The organism is Flavobacterium branchiophilum FL-15, from assembly GCF_000253275.1.
GTDB classification, from domain to species: Bacteria; Bacteroidota; Bacteroidia; order Flavobacteriales; family Flavobacteriaceae; genus Flavobacterium; species Flavobacterium branchiophilum.
Map to the genome: position 1 here is coordinate 2,382,024 of NC_016001.1, position 20,575 is coordinate 2,402,598.

The 20,575-nt window shown below is 34.4% G+C and carries 12 protein-coding genes; 5 read left to right on the forward strand and 7 right to left on the reverse strand.

Annotated features, from left to right (window positions below):
• Positions 1 to 28: 28 nt before the first annotated feature.
• The 3 genes from FBFL15_RS10285 to FBFL15_RS10295 all read right to left on the reverse strand — a co-directional run bounded on the left by FBFL15_RS10285 (position 29) and on the right by FBFL15_RS10295 (position 3,869).
• Positions 29 to 520: a hypothetical protein gene (locus FBFL15_RS10285; protein WP_014084528.1), complete on the reverse strand. Its 492-nt coding sequence runs from the start codon at positions 518 to 520 to the stop codon at positions 29 to 31.
• A 219-nt stretch (positions 521 to 739) separates the two neighbouring features.
• Entirely contained in the window at positions 740 to 3,505 is a 2,766-nt protein-coding gene (locus FBFL15_RS10290) for a hypothetical protein (protein ID WP_014084529.1), read from the reverse strand.
• 67 nt (positions 3,506 to 3,572) lie between these two features.
• On the reverse strand, positions 3,573 to 3,869 hold the full coding sequence (locus tag FBFL15_RS10295; protein WP_014084530.1) for a hypothetical protein: 297 nt from the start codon (positions 3,867 to 3,869) through the stop codon (positions 3,573 to 3,575).
• An 850-nt stretch (positions 3,870 to 4,719) separates the two neighbouring features.
• On the opposite strand from FBFL15_RS10295, the gene FBFL15_RS10300 reads away from it, so the two are divergent.
• On the forward strand, positions 4,720 to 5,010 hold the full coding sequence (locus FBFL15_RS10300) for an antibiotic biosynthesis monooxygenase family protein (RefSeq protein ID WP_014084531.1): 291 nt from the start codon (positions 4,720 to 4,722) through the stop codon (positions 5,008 to 5,010).
• Between the two features lie 30 nt (positions 5,011 to 5,040).
• Here the strand turns inward: FBFL15_RS10300 and FBFL15_RS10305 are convergent, their stop codons facing one another.
• Positions 5,041 to 7,434, reverse strand: coding sequence for a M28 family peptidase (locus FBFL15_RS10305; protein ID WP_014084532.1), 2,394 nt, complete (start codon positions 7,432 to 7,434; stop codon positions 5,041 to 5,043).
• Positions 7,435 to 7,506: 72 nt separating this feature from the next.
• A complete protein-coding gene (locus FBFL15_RS10310; RefSeq protein ID WP_014084533.1) occupies positions 7,507 to 7,860 on the reverse strand; it encodes a DNA gyrase inhibitor YacG in 354 nt (117 codons plus the stop codon).
• 240 nt (positions 7,861 to 8,100) lie between these two features.
• Between FBFL15_RS10310 and FBFL15_RS10315 the strand changes: the two genes are divergently transcribed.
• Entirely contained in the window at positions 8,101 to 8,436 is a 336-nt protein-coding gene (locus FBFL15_RS10315; protein WP_014084534.1) for a single-stranded DNA-binding protein, read from the forward strand.
• A gap of 636 nt (positions 8,437 to 9,072) precedes the next feature.
• Here the strand turns inward: FBFL15_RS10315 and FBFL15_RS10320 are convergent.
• Together FBFL15_RS10320 and FBFL15_RS10325 are read right to left on the reverse strand one after the other, a co-directional pair.
• Positions 9,073 to 15,354, reverse strand: a complete 6,282-nt coding sequence (locus tag FBFL15_RS10320) for a T9SS type B sorting domain-containing protein (RefSeq protein WP_014084535.1) — start codon at positions 15,352 to 15,354, stop codon at positions 9,073 to 9,075.
• A gap of 2 nt (positions 15,355 to 15,356) precedes the next feature.
• Entirely contained in the window at positions 15,357 to 15,728 is a 372-nt protein-coding gene (locus FBFL15_RS10325) for a hypothetical protein (protein WP_014084536.1), read from the reverse strand.
• Positions 15,729 to 16,135: 407 nt separating this feature from the next.
• On the opposite strand from FBFL15_RS10325, the gene FBFL15_RS10330 reads away from it, so the two are divergent.
• The 3 genes from FBFL15_RS10330 to secA all read left to right on the forward strand — a co-directional run bounded on the left by FBFL15_RS10330 (position 16,136) and on the right by secA (position 20,554).
• Positions 16,136 to 16,705 carry a cob(I)yrinic acid a,c-diamide adenosyltransferase gene (locus tag FBFL15_RS10330; protein WP_014084537.1) on the forward strand — a complete coding sequence of 190 codons (570 nt, stop codon included), beginning with the start codon at positions 16,136 to 16,138 and terminating at the stop codon, positions 16,703 to 16,705.
• 189 nt (positions 16,706 to 16,894) lie between these two features.
• Positions 16,895 to 17,116 carry a DUF2795 domain-containing protein gene (locus tag FBFL15_RS10335; RefSeq protein ID WP_007138072.1) on the forward strand — a complete coding sequence of 74 codons (222 nt, stop codon included), beginning with the start codon at positions 16,895 to 16,897 and terminating at the stop codon, positions 17,114 to 17,116.
• An 84-nt stretch (positions 17,117 to 17,200) separates the two neighbouring features.
• Entirely contained in the window at positions 17,201 to 20,554 is a 3,354-nt protein-coding gene (secA, locus tag FBFL15_RS10340; RefSeq protein WP_014084538.1) for a preprotein translocase subunit SecA, read from the forward strand.
• Positions 20,555 to 20,575: the final 21 nt, after the last annotated feature.

Below are 20,575 nucleotides of genomic sequence, written 5' to 3' on the forward strand. Positions count from 1 at the left end.
TTTTTTTATGAATGAAAAAATAGTTTTTTTATACTTGGTCGTTTCCTTTTTTGCCAACATTGCCTTGAGCCTCAAAACGAACTTTTAGTTTATTAAAACTTGTTGTAGCATTTGGAATACCACTTTCGTGTGCCTGTTTAAAACTATTATAAACATTGGTGGCTTGTGCATAAGCTTCATGTCCTGCAATACGTTTTGCATCTTCAATACGCTGAATAGCATTGCTCAAAGCACTCGAAATGGCATCTAGCTGATTAAAAACAGTTAGGTCGTTTTGTAAGTTTACTAGATTTATAAAGCCAGGCAATATGCCTGCTCCGTTGGATTGAGCCTCTGCAAGACAGTCGTCTGAAAAAACCTTGTTGGCAACATTAATGGCATTATAGCTCAGTCGTTGCTCGTCTGTGAGGGTGGTGTTGGCGGGCACTTTTGATAAAATAGTTGCAATACTAGCATTTATAGCCGCTACATCTGCTACGGCTAAAATTACATTTAACCTGTTTTCTGATAAATTACTCATAAAGATTGTGTTTTAATACGTTGTAATTTTTTTTTATATTTACTTCTCACAAATATATTATTTTTTTTAATTCCAAAATTTTTTTTAGCTTTTTTTCTACTCCTTTTTTTCTACTCCTATTTTTCTATCAGCAAACCTAACTGCAACTTTTATAATCTATTTTTGAATGGCAGATATAAGGGTTTTATTATAATTTTTTTCTTTTGTGCCTATTATTTTTTATTCAAAATATTTAAAATCTTCAACCAACATCTTGTAGATTTCTTCTTTTACTAATTTAGTTTTTTCTGAAATTGTTGTTATTTTTTCTAATAAATCGGAACAATCATTTACATCGGCATATTTTTTAATTTGAATTAAACCACTGTCTTTGGTTACAAAATCTGGATAATCAAAATATGTAAAATAGGCTTCTTCATGCAACCCTACATTTTCTAGTATTTGCCCCTTGGTATAATTCAAATTCCAATATTGATAAAATGCTTCAATAGTTGTTGCTAAATCTACCCCCACCCCAGCCCTTCCCGAAGGAGAGGGAGTAGATTTTTTGATTTCTTTTTGCAAAATAGTTCTATAAAAACTCTCTTGATTGTTTGGACTCATGGGGTTATCTACCCAAACTTCTGGTGCACCCTCAACAGGGTTGTCTTTTTCAAACTTGGTAACCACACAACGGTTTTCTGCTAAGCCAAAAGCATAACACAACGCAAACCAATCTTCTTTTAAATGGTCTGAAATATTGGGTTGCCATAAATCATATTGATTTGCCCAAGTTGGATATTTTCCAACCAAACATTTAGAAATTGCGAACCATGTGAAAGTTCCTTGGGAACTGAATAAATCAAATGCACAATAACTTCTATTATCTGTTGCACCACTCTTAATATTTGACTTATTTATATCTTTTATTGATGTATCTAATCTGAACCATACACTTTTTAAATTATTTTCTGAAAACCTATCGATATTACCTCTACTTCTAATTCTTACAGGAGTTAAATTATCCATAAACCCAATTATGATAGAATTAGGAATTCCATATGTCTTTTTATTACCACGTCTATCATCTTTTAATGGTAAACCACCAATAACACCATTACTCTTTAATTCCGAACCTGTTGGTGTTCTAATAAAATCATAAAGTTTTAAATCGTATTCATCTCTAATACTTTTTAAATTCTTATTGAATGGAATTTTCGTTGAATTAGCAATTAGAATATTTATTTGATTTGAGAGTTCTTCATCATTAATATTCCAATTAAAAGCCAAATCGGATTTTTTAAATCCTGTAAAATCAAATATATTTATTTTGTTTGCATTACTTTCTTCTTTATAATTATATTCCCAAATAGTAAAAGCAAGTGGCCATTTTCCATCCAATTTAAAAAACTCATTACTTGTTACAATAAATCCGTTTATATATTTAAAATGTTTATCCCATGTTTTTCTAAAATTAACAAAAGCTGGTCTCGGAATTAACCAAGATGTTGGTGTGAAAATTAATACTAATTGTTTTCCATTCGTTTTAATTTGTTGAGCAAGAGAAATATTAATAATCTGCCCTAAAAAAGCTAAGTACCTTTCAATTGAGGCATCTTCTCCTGCAATATCAATAATTGATTGATGAATCAAATAATTTGCATCTTTTTCCTCACGAGTGACAACATTTTCTTTAGTATTTTTATACGGCGGATTTAGTAAAAAAGCCAATGGTTTGTCTAGTGGTTTTTTAGTACTTTCCAATACAGCATCTTCTAATATTTTATAATAATCTACACCATTTTTCTCAATAAAATTCAATCCTTGGTTGGTGCTAGTTTTTGGCACAATCGTAAAGCCTGTTTCAATATGCCAAGGGTCGGCTTTCATCCGTTTTTCAATAATTTTCAATAAATCGGGTTGCAGTTCCGATATTATTTTGTGCTTTAATTTACCTTTATAACTGCTAATTAAGTTGCCCGAACCACCAGCAGGGTCAAAAACTACATAATTTTCGTGTATGCTTTCAAATACTTCATTTTTGGCAAACCATAGGGCAAACTTACTCAAGTTGTCGTCTGTAAAAAAGATACCGTGTTGTTTTACATATTCTGGATCTATCACTGCCAATACTTCATCAAAACGAGAAAAGTAATAATCAACGGTTAAGCCACTGCCTTCATTGGTAAAAATATATTGCGTTTCAATAAATTTAGTAAACTCTTTTTTATATTTAGGTATAATTTTTATATCGTCAGAAAACTTTTTGCCTGAAAAGCCAATAATTCTAATAGTTTCAGATATTTCGTTTTCGGCAACAGACGAAGTAATATCCCAATAGGGAATAATAGAATAAAACGCATGTACCGCCTCTATTGGCGTTTCAAAAAATAATTTTAATCGTTCAATTGCATGAATAAAATTGTGTTTATTCACTTGAATTCTTTCCGAATCTAAATGCGTTAAAACTTTTAAAATTTCATAAGTTTCTGTAATCAAACTTTTTTTACCTTGAAATAATTCGCCTTTTAAATCTTTTGGGTCAAGCCAATATTGAGCTGCTTCTTTAATCAAAAGTATATTTGGCTTTGCTGTTTTTCGAGCATTTTCTTTTCCAATAGTGCTTGGTGCCATGTTTGCATCGGCAGTATTTGATATTACAACAGCAAATTCTGGGAGATTTTTTATTTTCCAAATGGCACAAAATTCATGGGCAATTACCATGATAGAATTATAAGACAAGCCAAATTTCTTTTTATAATGAAGTGCCTGATAAAAGCCATCAAGCCATTGTGTATAGTTTGTTTTGGCTTCTATAATAATTTGACCTTCAACATATCCGTCTGCTCCATGTGTGTTTTTTCCTGATTCAATGGAAAACTTGTCTTTAAAAAGTTTTGTAAACAATGGGTATAAGAGTTGTCTTTTTGCATCTTCGTTTTCATTACTTTCAATATATTTTTGTAAGCTGCGAAGTTCTTGGTCGAATGTTTGTGTTTTTGCCATTATTTTGATATTTTCAAGAAGTTGTCAAAGTTAAAACTTTTTTTGATTTTTTGCCATTGAATTTTTCTTATGTTTTTATTTTCAGCAATACATCTCTTTCGATAGTTAGTTTTTCAACTTCTTTTTTGAGTCTCGCTATTTCTTGGTCTTTTTCTTCAAAAATGTCTTTGTTTGTGGTAAATGTTGCGGGCAGGGTTTGGGCTATGTCCATAAAAAAGTTGTGTTGCAAGTGGGTGCAAAGTTCATAGAGCCTTGCGGTTTGTAGGGATTGTTTTTTTTCAAAACTCAAGACAGTAGCCAATTGTACCTGCATTTTTCGAGCAAGAGCAGCTCGTCTGGTGCGTTTTTGTTCAAAATAAGCCACTAATAAATTGCCTATGTGTATCGTATTATTTTAGTTTATAGATGCAAATGTATATAAAATAGTGGATTATACAATATTTTATATGGCATTTAACAGTATTTTATATGGCATTTTACAATATTTTATATTGCATTTAACGGTATTTTATATTGTATTTAACGGTATTTTATATGGCATTTAACCATATTTTATATGGCATTTAACAATATTTTATATGGCATTTAACAATATTTTATATGGCATTTAACGATATTTTATATGGCATTTAACAATATTTTATATGGCATTTAACAATATTTTATATGGCATTTTACAATATTTTATATGGCATTTAACGATATTTTATATGGCATTTAACGATATTTTATATGGCATTTGACAATATTTTATATGGCATTTAATGATATTTTATATGGCATTTTACATCAATGACTATATATTTTGCGATAATATTTGTTGTATGATGTATTAGTAAGATGTATTTTTCAAATTTGCCAGCTGTTTTTTGAGACACGGATTTTACGGATGCTTGCAAACACGGATTTTGTTTTGGTGTTGAGGTTGTTGGGACTCGGGTTTTGTGTTTAGGTTATACCAAATATATTTATAAAATAGTCCAAAGATGCGTAGTTGTTTTTTAGAAAAAAATTTTCAAAAAAAAACGTTGCATAGCTGGACTACGGAACAATTTTTTTTGATTCATTTTAGCAAAAAAGAACCAATAGATTGGACTATTTTATAGGTATATTTGGTATAATCAAAAATTTATACTATTTTTAGCATCAAATTCAAATAAATCTCAATCAATAATATTATAAAACTTAATATTTAACAAATTAATTAAAAAAATATGATAGTAGAAGTAGCTCAACTACATGTCAAATACGGACAAGAAGTTCAATTTGAACATGATTTTAACACAGCAGGACAATATATAAGCAGCATCAATGGTTATATCAAACATACTTTATTAAAATGTTTAGAAAAAGAATGTCAGTATATATTACTTGTTGAATGGAACCAACTTGAAGACCACACCATTGGATTTAGAAATTCTGATGCATACCAACATTGGAAACAATTGTTACACCATTATTACGAACCTTTTCCAACAGTTGAACATTATAAAGTAATTTTATAACCATCTATAAATCTATTTATTTAAAATAATTTATGGTGTTGTTGGAGTAGTTGTTTTCGTACTATCAATAGCTATTTTTTTCTTTTTATATTGATTTTTTTGTATTGGATCGGGTTTTGTATAACCAATATTTTGGCTTATTTTTTGTTTAATTACCACTGCATCATTAAGTACAAAGGGCAAAGGCATAGAGTTGGTAGGTCTTTTATCGATATGTAAGTCTTTATTTTGCATCAAATCAAACGAACTTTCCATTAAATCCATATCCAAAACTTTCGAGGCTTGGATACTAAATTGTAGCTCTAGCGGAATTTGATGTACAACATAATAAGAAATGATTTTTTTTCCATGTCTTGGATAAATACCCTTCGTTGTGCCATTCAATAGAACCCCATTGGCCATTAAGTGATGAAATTCCAATTCTTCGTTTGCAAAAATATCGTATCTATTAACCAATCTATTAGGAGTAATTCTTATTTTTAAGAACCTGTTTTTGCCAACGATACTATCTTGTACAAACGCTATGCTAGGTTTGCTAAGATTTATTTTTGTAGCTTCTTTAATATACGTAAAATCAGAATTATATTTGCTATACAAAGGTAAATGATTGAATTCTGTAGCTATTTTTGGGTTTTTGCCTAAATATTTTTGTGTCCAGTCATCTAAATTTTGGTCATAAGTAGTATAATATGCTTTATTATGATCCGCATCAAATATGTATAACAAACTATTGGGTTTTGCAATGCCATAAGCAAAATCTGCGTTAACATGTGCCTGAATACCAAACACGATCGAAAACACCAACAATATACCAGACAATATCCCCTTATGTTTTGTGTTATGAAAAATAGGCAACATCAATCCAAATATAAAAACCACAAGTATTACACTGACATACAACATTTTAAGTCCTAGTCCAACAGGAAACATATATACAAATGGAGCTAATATAATTAAGGTAGGAATGCTTACTAGTATATTAAAAAATCGATTGGTACGCTGAGTAAAAACAAAATAAGTAAGCATCAAAATCCCTGAAATGGCAGGTAGGATTAAAAAGCCGGCTCCCTGCAACTGAAATGCAATGCCTAAATTGATGACAATCCAAATAAATAATGGAGCAATATAAAGACTCATATAATTTTTTTCGACAGATTTTTTATGGTAACCATAAAAGCATATACTTAAACTTAACAAAATAAAACTTAACATATAATCATGTCCATTATAAGTAAATCCTTGCGGAATTTGTTTATAATTAGAATAAATTTCCAACAGGAATTTCCAACCAAAATAGGTAATCAAACCACATGTAAGTAGGCAAACAAAATAAAATAAAAAACCTTTTATAATTTCATCTAAATAAAGTAATCTTTTAGACAAACCCAGAAATATTATAAGTATAAAAAAGGCCATTGTAGCAATAGCCATAGGTTTTACCCATTCAAAAGGGTAACTAATAAAAGCAAAAGGAGTGTTAAAATAAACATCGTCTGTAGTTGCCGCTAAATTTTCTAAGGGGGCATTAGAAAAATAATTCAACAAAGGCACCAAATAACTGCCTTGGTGTGTTATCGATTTTTCGTTAACATGAAAAAAATCATCTTGCTGGGTGTGGTAATTAAAATGGTCGTCTATAAAGGCAAAATTAAACCCCTGAACCCCACCTTGTTCTCTAAAAACCGTCAAATCTGTATCATTAGGCAACATTTTATAAATGCTGTACATCAAGGAGTTAGCAACGGGATAACTTGGATTGGATGCAGTAAAGGCTTTTACCATTTGTTGATTACCTTGATTTACCTCCATCAGCATATAACTTGGCCCAGAAGTACCTCTTGCCTCAAAATTAATCACCAGTCCTACCTTTTTTAGCAATGGGTTTTTTTCTACAAATAATGCCGCACCATTTAATCCCAATTCTTCTGCATCAGAAATTAGTATGTATATATCGTTTGTATGTTTTTTTTGATTGTGTATAAATGCTCTTATACCTTCTAAAATTGTAGCCACCCCCGACGCATCATCACTTGCTCCATGCGAAAACGAATGTGGGGCACTATCATAATGTGCTAATAAAAGTAAAGCTTTTTGGTTTGTCGTTCCTTTTAGTTGTGCAATAATATTCTTACTTTGTGTTAAAGTACCTTTTTCTGTAAGAGAAAAACCCGTTTCAAATGCTGGATTCAAACCTAATTTTTGCAACTCTGTATATATATAGTTTGCTACTTCATCATGATTTTCAGAACCCACATAATGTGGTTTTTCAGCTATATTTTCTATGTGTTTCAAGGCTCTCGTTGTCGAAAATTCTGAAAGAGCTTCGTTTTTTGAGGTGATAGAAGGGAGCATTGTAAAATAAATCCAACCTAAAATAATAAATATACCAACTATAGATATAAAAACCGTTTGTAATTTTCTCATGTATTTTTTTTATAATTATTTAGTTATTTTAACTAATAACTTATTAATATCTTTTGTATAATTTTAAATCTTTTAATGAATATCTTTTTTAACAAGCATGATATAATCGTTTTCTAGTATCAAATATCCCTGATCATATACAAATCGATAGCTATTTCCTGTTTTGGTGTTCAATATAGTGGTAAAATAGTCAAAGTCAAATCCCAAGTTAAGCAATTTTGATTTGCTAATTTTCGTTTTACCCTCTGGGTTTGATTCTACTAAAATTCTGTAATTTTTACGTAATTTATTATTAATATTTCGCATATAATTTGTGGTATCCTTATTAATTTTATTATTAAAAGCATTCCTACAACTATCACTACAAAACTTTTTATCTTCTCGGCCAATTATTTTTTCACCACATTCTGGACATTGCTTATTCATTTTTCAAATATATATAATTTTATTAATAAAAATAATTTTTTGATTAAAATTCTATAAATCAGTCAAATATATGAATTTATTTCCAATTACAAACGGTTACAATTATTTACAACCGAAAATAAATACTTATTAACCATATTATCTCCAAAAACAGTAGCATTTTTGCACCGTCAATCAACAACAAATCTTATTATTGACATTTAAAAATAATATATAACAACAACATTAAAATTTAAAGCCATGAACAACTTAAGAAACAGAGTACAACTTATTGGAAACGTAGGAAACGACCCAGAAATCAAATCATTTGATGGTGGAAAAAAGTTAGCCAATCTAACAATTGCAACCAACGAAACTTTCATCAACGAAAAAAGAGAACGAAAAACAAACACCGAGTGGCATCGAGTGGTAGCTTGGGGCAAAATCGCAGAAACGATCGAGCAATTTGTCAAAAAAGGGAAGGAAATTGCCATCGAAGGCAAATTAACCACTAGAAGCTATGACGATAAAAATGGAGAAAAAAAATATATAACAGAGATTATCGTTCAAGAAATACTGTTATTAGGTTCAAAATAATGCTATATTAATCCTGAAAAGAGATTGGTAGTTTAGATATTAAAATTTTAACCAAACCCATCAAGTGTTTGAAGGTAGCTTTATTAATACTGTAGTTTTTGATTCATCAATAAATTTATCTTTTTAAAAAAATTTGTAAAATAATACACTTAAATACCAACTCTTTTCTATTTTATGGCCTTACAAAAAATGAACAAAGATGTACCTATAATTTAGTCAAAATCCTGCTACCGTTTTCTGTTTATTGCATTTATTATAGGGCATGCCGCCAAAAAAAAAGAAAGCCCCCAATCAGCCAAACTGTTGATTCGGGGCTTCCTTTTTTTGTCGTCGGGCTATCACGAGCACATGGTGCCTTGCTCTATCCCTCATGCAAAAAAAAAGGTCGAAAACAACATTCTTCATAAAATGTTGTTTTCAACCTCAAATGCAATATTTAAAACTTCCTACTTATAGTCAAAGTATGTCATCTACTTATCCTTGGCATGAAATGAACCCCCCAGAAAAAATAACGAATCCATCATTATAAAAACCTTGAAACTAACTTATAATTTATTGAAACAACACTAATAAGCTAGCCATTTCATACTTAATACTTATTACTTAATACTTAATACTTCATACTTAAAAAAAGTACTACCTTTTAAGTGAGAAATGGGCTTTAAATTGTTTAGCTAAAGTTTTTTCAATATAATCTACTGTAAACCAGTAATCTGTGGAAGGGAGTTGTGCTCCGTTTAGGGTTCCGTCCCAACCTTCGTTTTGATTTACAGAGGTAGCACTCAATTGTTTGAGTAGTTTTCCGTTGCGGTCAAAGATATAAATTTTTGTGTTAGGTTGCGATTTTAAACCCGTAATATTCCATGTATCATTAAATCCATCGCCATTTGGTGTAAAAAAGTGCGGATAATCAATGGTTTCTACATCCAATATCGTGTAAGGATCACAACTTTGATTTCCTCCCTCAATGTCCCATACCCAAAGGGTGTGCGAGCCAAGGCTCACATTTTCAAATTTAGGACTCACCTGTTGTGGCCCATCGTCTAGGCTGTACAAGTAAGTTCCATAACCCGCTACGGTGGCCTCTATAATTTGATTGCTCTCAAAAGCATTGGTTATCGTATAAGACACCCCAGCTATTGGAGCCGCTGGCCCTGATTGATATACATCAAAACCAACAGAGGTAGTCGTGCAGCCCAAAGTACTGTTGCTAATAACTTTGACACTAAATGTTCTTACGGCATCATTCACAGAGATGTCCCCGTTTTCGATGGTGTATGTAGCCCCCGTAGCTCCAGGTATTACCTGCGGAACGGCCGCTCCCTCCTTGACATACCACACATAGGTATAATCGCCCGTTACCTGACTGTCTAGCGTAAGGGGTCTTACTACTTTTTTGGTTAAATAATCCACACAAATGTAGTTGTAGCCATTATTGGTTTGGATGATAGGATTAGGATAACGCTCTATTTTGATGTTGATGGTTGTAAAATCTGTACATTTTGGCAAATAAATATTGTTGGTGTTGGTTACTTTTACATATATCGTGGACAACACAGGGTTTACACCCGCACTACTTGGGGCAGGCGTAACGTAATTTTGAGCCTGAACCAAAGTCAATGCGTTGGTGTCATTGGCCAAGTCGGTAGGGTTTGTAAAATAGGACAATACAAAAGTAGCAGGATCCTGGCCATTGAGTATTAGACCATCAAATTGTGTCAAATCAACTTTGCCAATACCGTCATAAGGATCGCCATAGTTGTCGCAGGTTGCAAAATTTTGAGGCCCAGTGGCTCTGGCTCTGTCTTCTACAATAAGGGTTAGGGTGCCAATTTCGTTGGTACAACCCGTGGCATTATTTACGATTCTTACATAAATGGTTTGGCTGTGTGGCGTAGTGTTGGTAAACAACAACGGCAAAGCATTAGTTCCATTTTGTGCCTCGGTTTGCAAGGCATGAAAGGTAAGGGTAAAGTTAGCGGGCAACTGCGATGTGCCTAATAATAAAGCTATTTTGGGTTGCAAATCAAACTGAGCCAAACCATCGCTGTTGTCGTCACAAATTTTATAAACAGGCAATGTAGCCACGATAGGTCTTGGGTTTACCGTTAGTGTTTGTTTTACCATCACAAAACAATGTTGCCCTTGGTAATCTGTTCGGGTATTTTCTACACGAATCCACACATCGCCAGCCACGGCGGCGGCTGTTGGGTTCAGGATTTCGTTTACAGGAGGCACGGCTGTTGCCTCTGCATAAGAACGGAAATACCTCAAGATCAAGTTCGGATCGCCATTCATAATATAAGTAGCATTAACCGTCAAATTGAAAACCGACAATGGCACATCCAACGGGTTGTTGGGATCGGTGTAATTGTAAGCACATTGAGTACCAAGGCTAGGAATACCCGTTGTTCTTGGTGTTGGTATTGGCAAGACTCTTATGTCGAGTTTGGTCCAGCTTTTGCATCCAGTAGCATTGTTGGTAACCATTACACCCAGCGTTTGAGCAAATGGTGTGGTGTTGGTATAAGCCGTTGGATTGGCAATAGGTGTTCCCGTTTGCGGGTTGCTGTAACTAGGATAATATGTTACGGTATAGCCCGTCAAACCTTGGGTAATTTCGTTGTTTTTAAGGGTCAAATCAAAGGTATAAAACTGGTCGTTTGGATTGGCATCGGTGTCGCAAACACTCAAAGCCGTAGGGATAGTCAAAGCCAAAGGCAAATTGACAATCAAATCAAAACGGGTAATGTTTCTACAATTGGTGCTGTTTCGTTTGATGCTGGCCCAAATGGTTTGCGGGTTGCTTATGTTGTAATAAGCAGCTGCATTTACAATTGGATTGGCTCCCGTTAGGGCATCGGCTTGGGTCAAATGATAAGTAACAGTATAGTTGCTAGCGGCACTGGTTTGCAAGGCTAATAAACCTGCCGTTTGTTGGGTCAAATCAAACAAGGTTAAACCATCTTGGTTGTTGCTATCGGTTTGATCGCATTTTGTCAAGTTGGCAATACTTCCCGAACCAGGAACGATTGGTGCAATATTGACATTCAATTCTATCGTAATGGCTTTTCTGCAACCGTATTGGTTTACGGCACTGGCATAAATAAATTGTACCAAAGCCCCACTGTTTTCATAATGTTGCGGATTGGCAATAGGATAAGATCCCGTTTGGGCATCGCTCAAGGTTTCGTGGTAAGTTATAGTAACGTTTATAGCACCCGCCAAAATATTGGCCGTAAGGGTTGTCAAATCAAAAAAGTATTGTCCATTTTGATTGGTATCGCAAATGGCCAAAGGTGTTGTCGGTACAACAGGCATAGGCAACGGATTGACAATCAAATCCATAGTGCTAATATTAGAACAACCTGTAATGACATTGGTTAATTTTATACCCAAGGTTTGCGAATATGCCAATACATTGGTATAACTGCTCCAGTTGGCCGGCAAAATGGCATTGGTATTGGCATTGGCATCTGGCAAACTAGGATAAAAAGTAACATTCATGCCTGTTTGTCCATTCAAAAGGGTGGTAATTTGGCTGGCCAAGTCAAAATTTTCAAATCCCAACGGAGCGTTAGCATCGCAAAGGGTCATTGATGTAAAGCTCGAAGGTACAAGGGGTAATGGTTTTACAATTAATTTAAAATTGCCAATACTAAAACAACCCGTTCCAGGATATTGTATTCTGAAATAAACCATTTGTTGGTTGGGGCTAGTGGTATTGGTATAAAAGTTAGGTAAAGCATTGGTTTGGTTTTGAGCATCGGCTAGGGAGCTGTAATATTTGATAACCGTTCCAATAAGGCCATTGGCAATTTCAGCATCTTTGGCGTGCATGTCAAAGGTTTCAATCCCATCGTTTGTAGGAGCGGTGTTGTCGCAAAGCACATAATCGGTCAGATTCACATTTGGAATCGGACGCGGATTGACAATCAGTTGCAAGGAGCTTGTAGAGAAACAAGCAGGAGCTAAAGGATCGAATATTCGTACATATATGGTTTGAGAAAAAGGCGTGGTAATGTTGCAATAGGTGTTGGGCAAGGGTTGCTCGCCTGTTTGAGCATCGGTTAGCGTTACGTGGTAAGTAACGGTTAAAGAGGCGTTGTTGTTGGTAATTTGTGGTGTAGCATTGCTTAGCGTAAAACAAGCAACACCGTCGTTATTGTCGTCGCAAACCTGAAGGGCAACGGGTGTGTTAAAGGCTGGAGCCGATAAAATGGTAACCGTGGCCAGAGCCGTGTCGTCCACACAAGGAGCTACACCTGCAACGGTGTAAGTAAAACTGCTCGAAGCCCCTGGCGCTGGCACAAATGTACCGGCAGCAGCATTGAATGTGCCACCTGTGCCAGAGGTTCTTGTCCAAACCCCGCCTGATTGTTCGCCCAACAAAATGTCTGCCAAGTTGATGGTAGTGGTGCTGGTTTCGCAAATGGTTAGTGTACCGTCTGTACCGGCATTGGGCACTTCGTTGATGTTGATGGTGGCCATACTAAAATCGTCTAAACAAGGAGCGCTACCGGCCACTGTATATTTGAATTGGCTTGTTGTAGCCCCCAAACTAGAGGTAAAAGTACCCGTTGTGGCATTGAAAGTACCACCAACCCCGCTGGTTCTGGTCCAAACCCCGCCTGTTTGCTCGCCTGTAATCAAACTGAATAAATTAACAGCAGCAGTAGCATCAACACAAATGGTGGTGTTGCCATCGGTACCTGCATTGGCCACCGCATTAACATTTACAGTAGCCAAACTGGAATCGTCTGGACATGGAGAAGTACCCGTAATGGTATAAGTAAAGGTGCTATTGGTAGCACTAGTAGGAACAAAAGTTGCCGATGCAGCCGTAAAAGTACCGCCCGTGCCGCTGGTTCTGCTCCAAACGCCACCCGATTGTTCGCCTGTAATCAAATCAAATAAATTGATAGCAGTGGTACTGTTTTCGCAAACCGTAGTGTTGCCATCGGTGCCGGCATTGGATGCTGGACTGATGTTTACAGTAACTTGACTTGAATCATCAACACAAGGTGAAGCGGCAGTTAATGTATAAACAAAGGTGCTATTGGTAGCATTGGTAGGAACAAAAGTACCCGATGCAGCCGTAAAAGTACCGCCCGTGCCGCTGGTTCTGGTCCAAACGCCGCCTGTTTGTTCGCCTGTAATCAAGCTGAACAAATTGATGCTGGTGGTATCTGTAATACAAACTGTGGTAGTGCCATCGGTACCTGCGTTTACAGGGTTGTTTACCGTTATAGTGGCCGTTCCAGATTGGGTTTGGCTTTGAGATGGACTTCCAGAATCGGCAACAGAAACCAAATTGTAAGCAAAAGTTCCTGCTGAAGTTGTAGGCGCAGCCACTGTTACAGAATTGCCCATAGTGGTGCTAACGGTTTGATTGGCACCTCCATTAATATTGTATGTAAAAGTGTAAGGAGCTACGCCATTGGCACCTGTAAAAGTAATATTAGGTGATGCGTCGTTCAAACAAGTGGCTGTTGTGCCAGCAATAGTAGCTGTTGGCAACGATAAAACAGTAACTGTAGCCGTTTGACTCACCGCTTTAGGGCAGTTATTGGCACTGGTAACACTTGTTATGTTGTAATTGAAAACCCCTAAAGTATTGGTAGGCACAGTTATGGACACGCTATTGCCAGTAGTAGTGGTTATTTGTTGGCTTGTGCCTCCATTAATATTATAGGTAAACGTATAAGGAGCTACGCCACCACTCCCCGTAAAAGTAACCGACGGACTGCTGCTGTTTAAGTTTACAGTAGCCGTACCGCTTACAACGGCATCGGAAAGGGGGTTGATAATCAATGTCATTGGAACAACATTTGTGCAATTTGCTCCATTAATATCTACAACACTTAGATATATAGTAGTATTATTAGGGGCTGTATAATTAGTTGGATTTGTAATTGGATTTGCATTTGACATAGCATCAGACGAAGTTAAATGATATGTTATTTCGAAATCTGATGGGTTTAATCCATTCAAAACATTACTGTTATTGGAAGTTAAATTAAACGTACTTTGAGGACTACATATGTTAATTTGTGGAGGAGAAAAATTTAATGAGGGTGTAACGTAGTTTGTAATTTGAATTGATGCGGGATTAATAATACACCCGGGCTTAATAACTGAAACAGTATAAATTCCTTCTGTTGAAACGTTTATACTTTGAGTATTTCCGAGAATTGGACCAGCAATAGAAGATGACCAGCTATAACTTGTAGCTCCTGAAATTGATGCAGTCAAAGTAGTTGTTTGTCCTGGACAAAGTTGAATATCAGGACCTATTGTTAAAGGACATTCAACATCACAATTTAAAGCATCTGGATGAGCATTAAATATTGAACCTTGAAAAGATAAAGTAAAACCATGATTAGTTGCAGAATAATTATTAATTAATAGCATGTAAGTCTGACCAGCGCTTACATTCAACCAAGGCTGATAAGGTGTAGTTTGACTACCAGTTACTGGGTTTATACCTACACCGGTATTACCATTACCCACTGTTGATCCACTGTAATTGCAACTAGCAATACCATTAGTAGAACTAGCATTAGCAATAGCTCCACAATTACCTGTAACTGACGAAAATGGTCCATACAAAGCAAAATCCCAATCTTCAGTATTAATATTTGGATCAATTGTAAAACCAAATTGTCCACCAGCTGTAAATGAAAAAGTGTACCATGCTGAATTTGACTCAACCGTAGATACACCACCACCACCATTTCCTAAACAACCTGAAGCACTATGACCATTAAAATCATCATTCCCTAATCCATTAACATTGCCACCAGATGAAGTAGTGGAGCATATATGAATTGGATTTGAACAATCAGCTGAAACTTGACTATATAATAGATTAGTTAGTAAAAAAAATACTGTGTTTATGTAAAATCTGACTTTCATAACTAATTATTTTGCAAATTTTCGATTTCTGTTTGAAATAATACCTCAGATTTCTCATTTTTAACATAAAAAATATACTTACCCGTAGCAAAATCTTCCATACTCATTTTTGAGAAATATTTTTTAAGTTTACCTAATTTTTTTTCTATCAATGTATTATTATTAAGGTCAGTTATTATAATTTTAATTTCTTCTAGTTGTTCTAAATTAAGTTGTACACTAAAAGTTCCATAAAATGACTTTGGAGAAATTATAAAATACGGCTTATTTGAATCAAGGCTCTCATTCTTAATTGGTGAATTGACTTTTTCAATTAATTGGCAAAAAGCTGATTGAAAAAAGATTAACGACAGCACTAATAATGTTTTTTTCATGATATAAATATTTTAATATTTAAAAATCTACATTTTTTCATTTCAAAAAATGTTTATAATTTATTTTTAGGTGCGAAAATTACAAAAAAAAATAATAATAACCATAATTTGAAGCTATAAATTTAATAGATGAATAAAATACAAATCTAAATTGTATTTATTTTTCTTTGTCCAATTCTTTAAAAATATTTTATAAGTGTTATTTATCGTTTAATTAACACATTATAACTTTAAAAAAGTAAAAAAAATATAAATTTTGTCGATTTTTAAATATTTTAAAATAATTAAATAAAAAATATTAGCTATTCAATTCATTATTTTGAGTTAATTTTGTAGCTGGAAAGTATTTATGAAGGATCAATTAATTTTAAGATTTCATAAAAAAAATATGGTTATTTAAAAATGTTATGAAAATATATACAAAAACAGGGGATAATGGAACGACTGCTCTTTTTGGTGGTACTAGAGTTCCCAAAGACCATGCTAGGATAGAGAGCTATGGCACAGTAGATGAACTCAATTCGTACATAGGATTGATAAGAGATCAAGACATTAACGAAGCATATCAAAAGGTGTTGATTGAAATTCAAGATCGGTTGTTTACTGTTGGTGCCATTTTGGCAACACCTCCAGAAAAAGAAATTAAAAAAAATGGAGAGCCAAGATTGCAAAAATTAGGCATTATTGAAAGTGACATACTTTTTTTGGAACAAGAAATGGATCAAATGGATGCTTTATTGCCTCCAATGACACATTTTATATTGCCAGGTGGACATGTTATAGTGTCATATTGTCATATTGCACGTTGTGTTTGTCGCAGAGCCGAACGTTTGGCGGTACATTTAAGTCATTTTGAAGGGGTGTCTGCGCTTGCTATTGCTTATTTGAACAGACTATCTGACTATTTGTTTGTATTGGCACGGAAATTGAGTTTTGACTTGCAAGCCGAAGAGGTAAAATGGATACCTAGAAAATGATTATTACATGGATGTTTGATCTGGTTTATAAGCAACCAAAAAGACATCATTTTTATGAAAAATAAGGTAGAAGATGCCGCTATTTTGGTTTACAATGTGATGTTCTTAAAAAAAATTGAAAAATAAATGTAAATTTACTTGATTTTTTCGGTAAAAAAATTATTTTTGCACAAATTAAAATCTAACAAGATGTATTGGACTTTAGAATTAGCATCTTATTTAAGTGATGCACCGTGGCCTGCTAACAAAGATGAGCTTATCGACTATGCGATTAGAGCTGGAGCTCCACTTGAAGTTGTAGAAAACCTTCAATCTATTGAAGATGAAGGAGAAATTTACGAATCGATGGAAGAGATTTGGCCAGATTATCCAACAGACGAAGACTATCTTTGGAACGAGGATGAATATTAATAGAATAAAAGAAGAAAAGTCTCAAAAGAGGCTTTTTTTTTCGTTAAAATAACTAAATAAAAACAAAAAGTAAAACAATAAATTATGAGTTTCATAAACAGTATATTGAAAGTTTTTGTAGGCGATAAGTCCCAAAAGGATGTTAAAGCTACACAACCTTATATAAAAAAAATCAAGGCATTGGAGGAGGCATTCAGTAGTTTGTCTCATGATGAATTAAGAGCTAAAACAACAGAATTTAAAACGAGAATTCAAAATGCAAGAGCCGAAAAAGATGCCAAAATTGCAAGCCTGCAAATTGAAGTAGAACAAACGGAAGACATTGATAAAAAAGAAGATTTGTATTTGGCCATTGATGCTTTAGAAAAAGAAGCTTATGAATTATCTGAAAAAACATTGTCAGAAATATTACCAGAAGCATTTGCAGTTTTAAAAGAAACCGCCAAAAGATTTAAAGAAAACACCAGTGTTACCGTTAGTGCAACCGCAAAAGACAGAGCACTTTCGGCTACAAAACCATATATTACAATTGTGGGCGACCAAGCCAACTGGGCTAATTCATGGAATGCCGCTGGAAAAGAAATAACTTGGGATATGGTGCATTATGACGTGCAACTTATTGGTGGTATCGTTTTGCATGAAGGAAAAGTTGCCGAGATGCAAACAGGAGAAGGAAAAACTTTAGTTGCTACATTACCACTTTATTTGAATGCCCTTACAGGCAATGGAGTACATTTGGTAACCGTTAATGATTATTTGGCCAAACGAGATAGCACTTGGAAAGCTCCTTTGTTTGAATTTCATGGTTTGACTGTAGATTGTATAGACAATCATGAGCCAAACTCCGAAGGTCGAAGAAAAGCTTATGAAGCTGACATTACTTATGGAACAAATAATGAATTTGGATTTGATTATTTGAGAGACAACATGGCCCATTCGCCAGAAGATTTGGTTCAAAGAAAACATAATTTTGCTATTGTAGATGAAGTAGATTCGGTTTTAATTGATGACGCTAGAACACCATTGATTATTTCTGGTCCTGTGCCACAAGGCGACAGACATGAGTTTAATGAATTGAAACCTAAAATTGAAGGTTTGTATAATTTGCAAAGACAATTGGCCAATGGATTTTTGACAGAAGCCAAAAGGCTCATCAAAGAAGGTAACACAAAAGATGGTGGTTTTCAATTACTTAGAGCATACAGATCTTTACCAAAAAACAAAGCTTTGATAAAATTTTTGAGTGAAGAAGGGATCAAACAATTGCTTCAAAAAACAGAAAATCAATATATGCAAGATAACAATCGCGAGATGCCAAAGGTAGATGAAGCATTGTATTTTGTGATTGAAGAGAAAAATAACCAAGTTGAGCTAACAGAAAATGGTTTCAAATATTTGTCCTCGGGGTCTGAAGATGAAAACTTTTTTGTGTTGCCAGATATTGGAACAGAAATTGCTCGAATTGAAAAATTAAATTTAAGTAAAGAAGAAGAATCTGAAGAAAAAGAGCATTTATTTCAGGATTTTTCTATTAAAAGTGAACGTATTCACACCTTAACACAGCTTTTGAAAGCCTATACCTTGTTTGAAAAAGATGTGGAATATGTGATTATGGATCATAAAATTTTGATAGTAGATGAACAAACGGGCCGTATTATGGATGGCCGTAGGTATTCTGATGGTTTGCATCAGGCTATAGAAGCCAAAGAAAATGTAAAAATTGAAGCAGCGACTCAAACATTTGCAACCATTACCCTTCAGAATTATTTTAGAATGTACCGTAAGCTGGGCGGTATGACTGGTACTGCTGTTACCGAGGCAGGGGAATTATGGGAAATTTACAAGCTAGACGTTGTGGAAATTCCAACAAACAGAGGATTATCCCGAATTGACAAGGAAGATTATATTTACAAAACTACACGAGAAAAATTTAACGCAGTTATCGAAGATGTAACGCAATTGAGTCAAGCTGGTCGTCCAGTTTTGATTGGAACAACGTCTGTTGAAATTTCGGAATTGTTGAGTCGTATGTTGAAAATGAGAGGTGTAGCGCATAATGTATTGAATGCTAAAATGCACAAACAAGAAGCTCAAATTGTTGAAGAGGCAGGAAAACCAGGTGTAGTAACTATTGCAACCAATATGGCAGGTAGAGGAACCGATATCAAATTGACACCCGAAGTAAAAGCGGCGGGCGGATTAGCAATTATTGGTACAGAAAGACATGATTCCAGACGAGTAGATAGACAACTACGAGGAAGAGCTGGCCGACAAGGAGACCCTGGAAGTTCTCAATTTTATGTTTCTTTGGAAGACAATTTGATGCGTTTATTTGGATCTGAAAGAGTTGCCAAAGTTATGGACAGAATGGGACTAAAAGAAGGCGAGGTGATCCAACATTCGATGATGACTAAGTCTATTGAAAGAGCTCAAAAGAAAGTAGAAGAAAACAATTTTGGTACACGAAAAAGATTATTGGAATATGACGATGTGATGAATGCCCAACGTGAGGTGGTTTATAAACGTCGTCGTCATGCACTTTTTGGCGAACGATTGAAACTGGATTTGGCCAATATGCAATATGACACTTGTGAATTGATTGTTAATACCAATAAAGGTGCAAATGATTATAAAAATTATGAGTTTGAATTGTACCGCTATTTAGGTATCGAAAGCCCAGTTTCGGAAGCTGAGTTTGCTAAAATGAACGCAAATGACATTACGGCCAAGGTATATAAAGCTACTGCTACTTATTATCAAGAAAAAATAGATAGAACTGCCAAAGCGGCAATGCCAATCATAAAAAATGTTTTTGAGGATATTAATAATAGATATGAAAGAATTGTAATTCCATTTACAGATGGCATTAGAGAACTGAATATTGTAACCGATTTGAAATTGTCTTACGAGTCTGAAGGGAGTAACTTGATTGCTGATTTTGAAAAAAATATTACGCTTGCTATTGTTGATGAAGCTTGGAAAAAACATTTAAGAAAAATGGACGAACTTAAACAATCCGTTCAATTAGCAGTGCACGAACAAAAAGATCCGTTACTTATTTATAAATTAGAAGCATTCAAATTGTTTAGTAATATGCTTAATACCGTAAATAAAGAAGTAGTTTCGTTTTTGATGAAAGGTGATTTGCCTCAATTGCAATTGCAAGTTGCACCACCTCCAACTACTGCTCCTGTAAAAGTAAATTATACAACAAGCAGAGAAGAAATTGCTTCTAAAGAGGTTACATCTGAATCCCCTATTGAAGAAACCAATACCCAACAACGTCAGGTAACAGAAACCATTGTAAGAGATGCACCAAAAATAAATCGAAACGACAATGTTACCATTCAACATGTTGCAACAGGTAAAACAGAAATTATGAAATACAAAAAAGCCGAAAATTTATTGTCCTCTGGAGAATGGATTATTGTAAATTAATACTTGTTTTAATAAATAAAA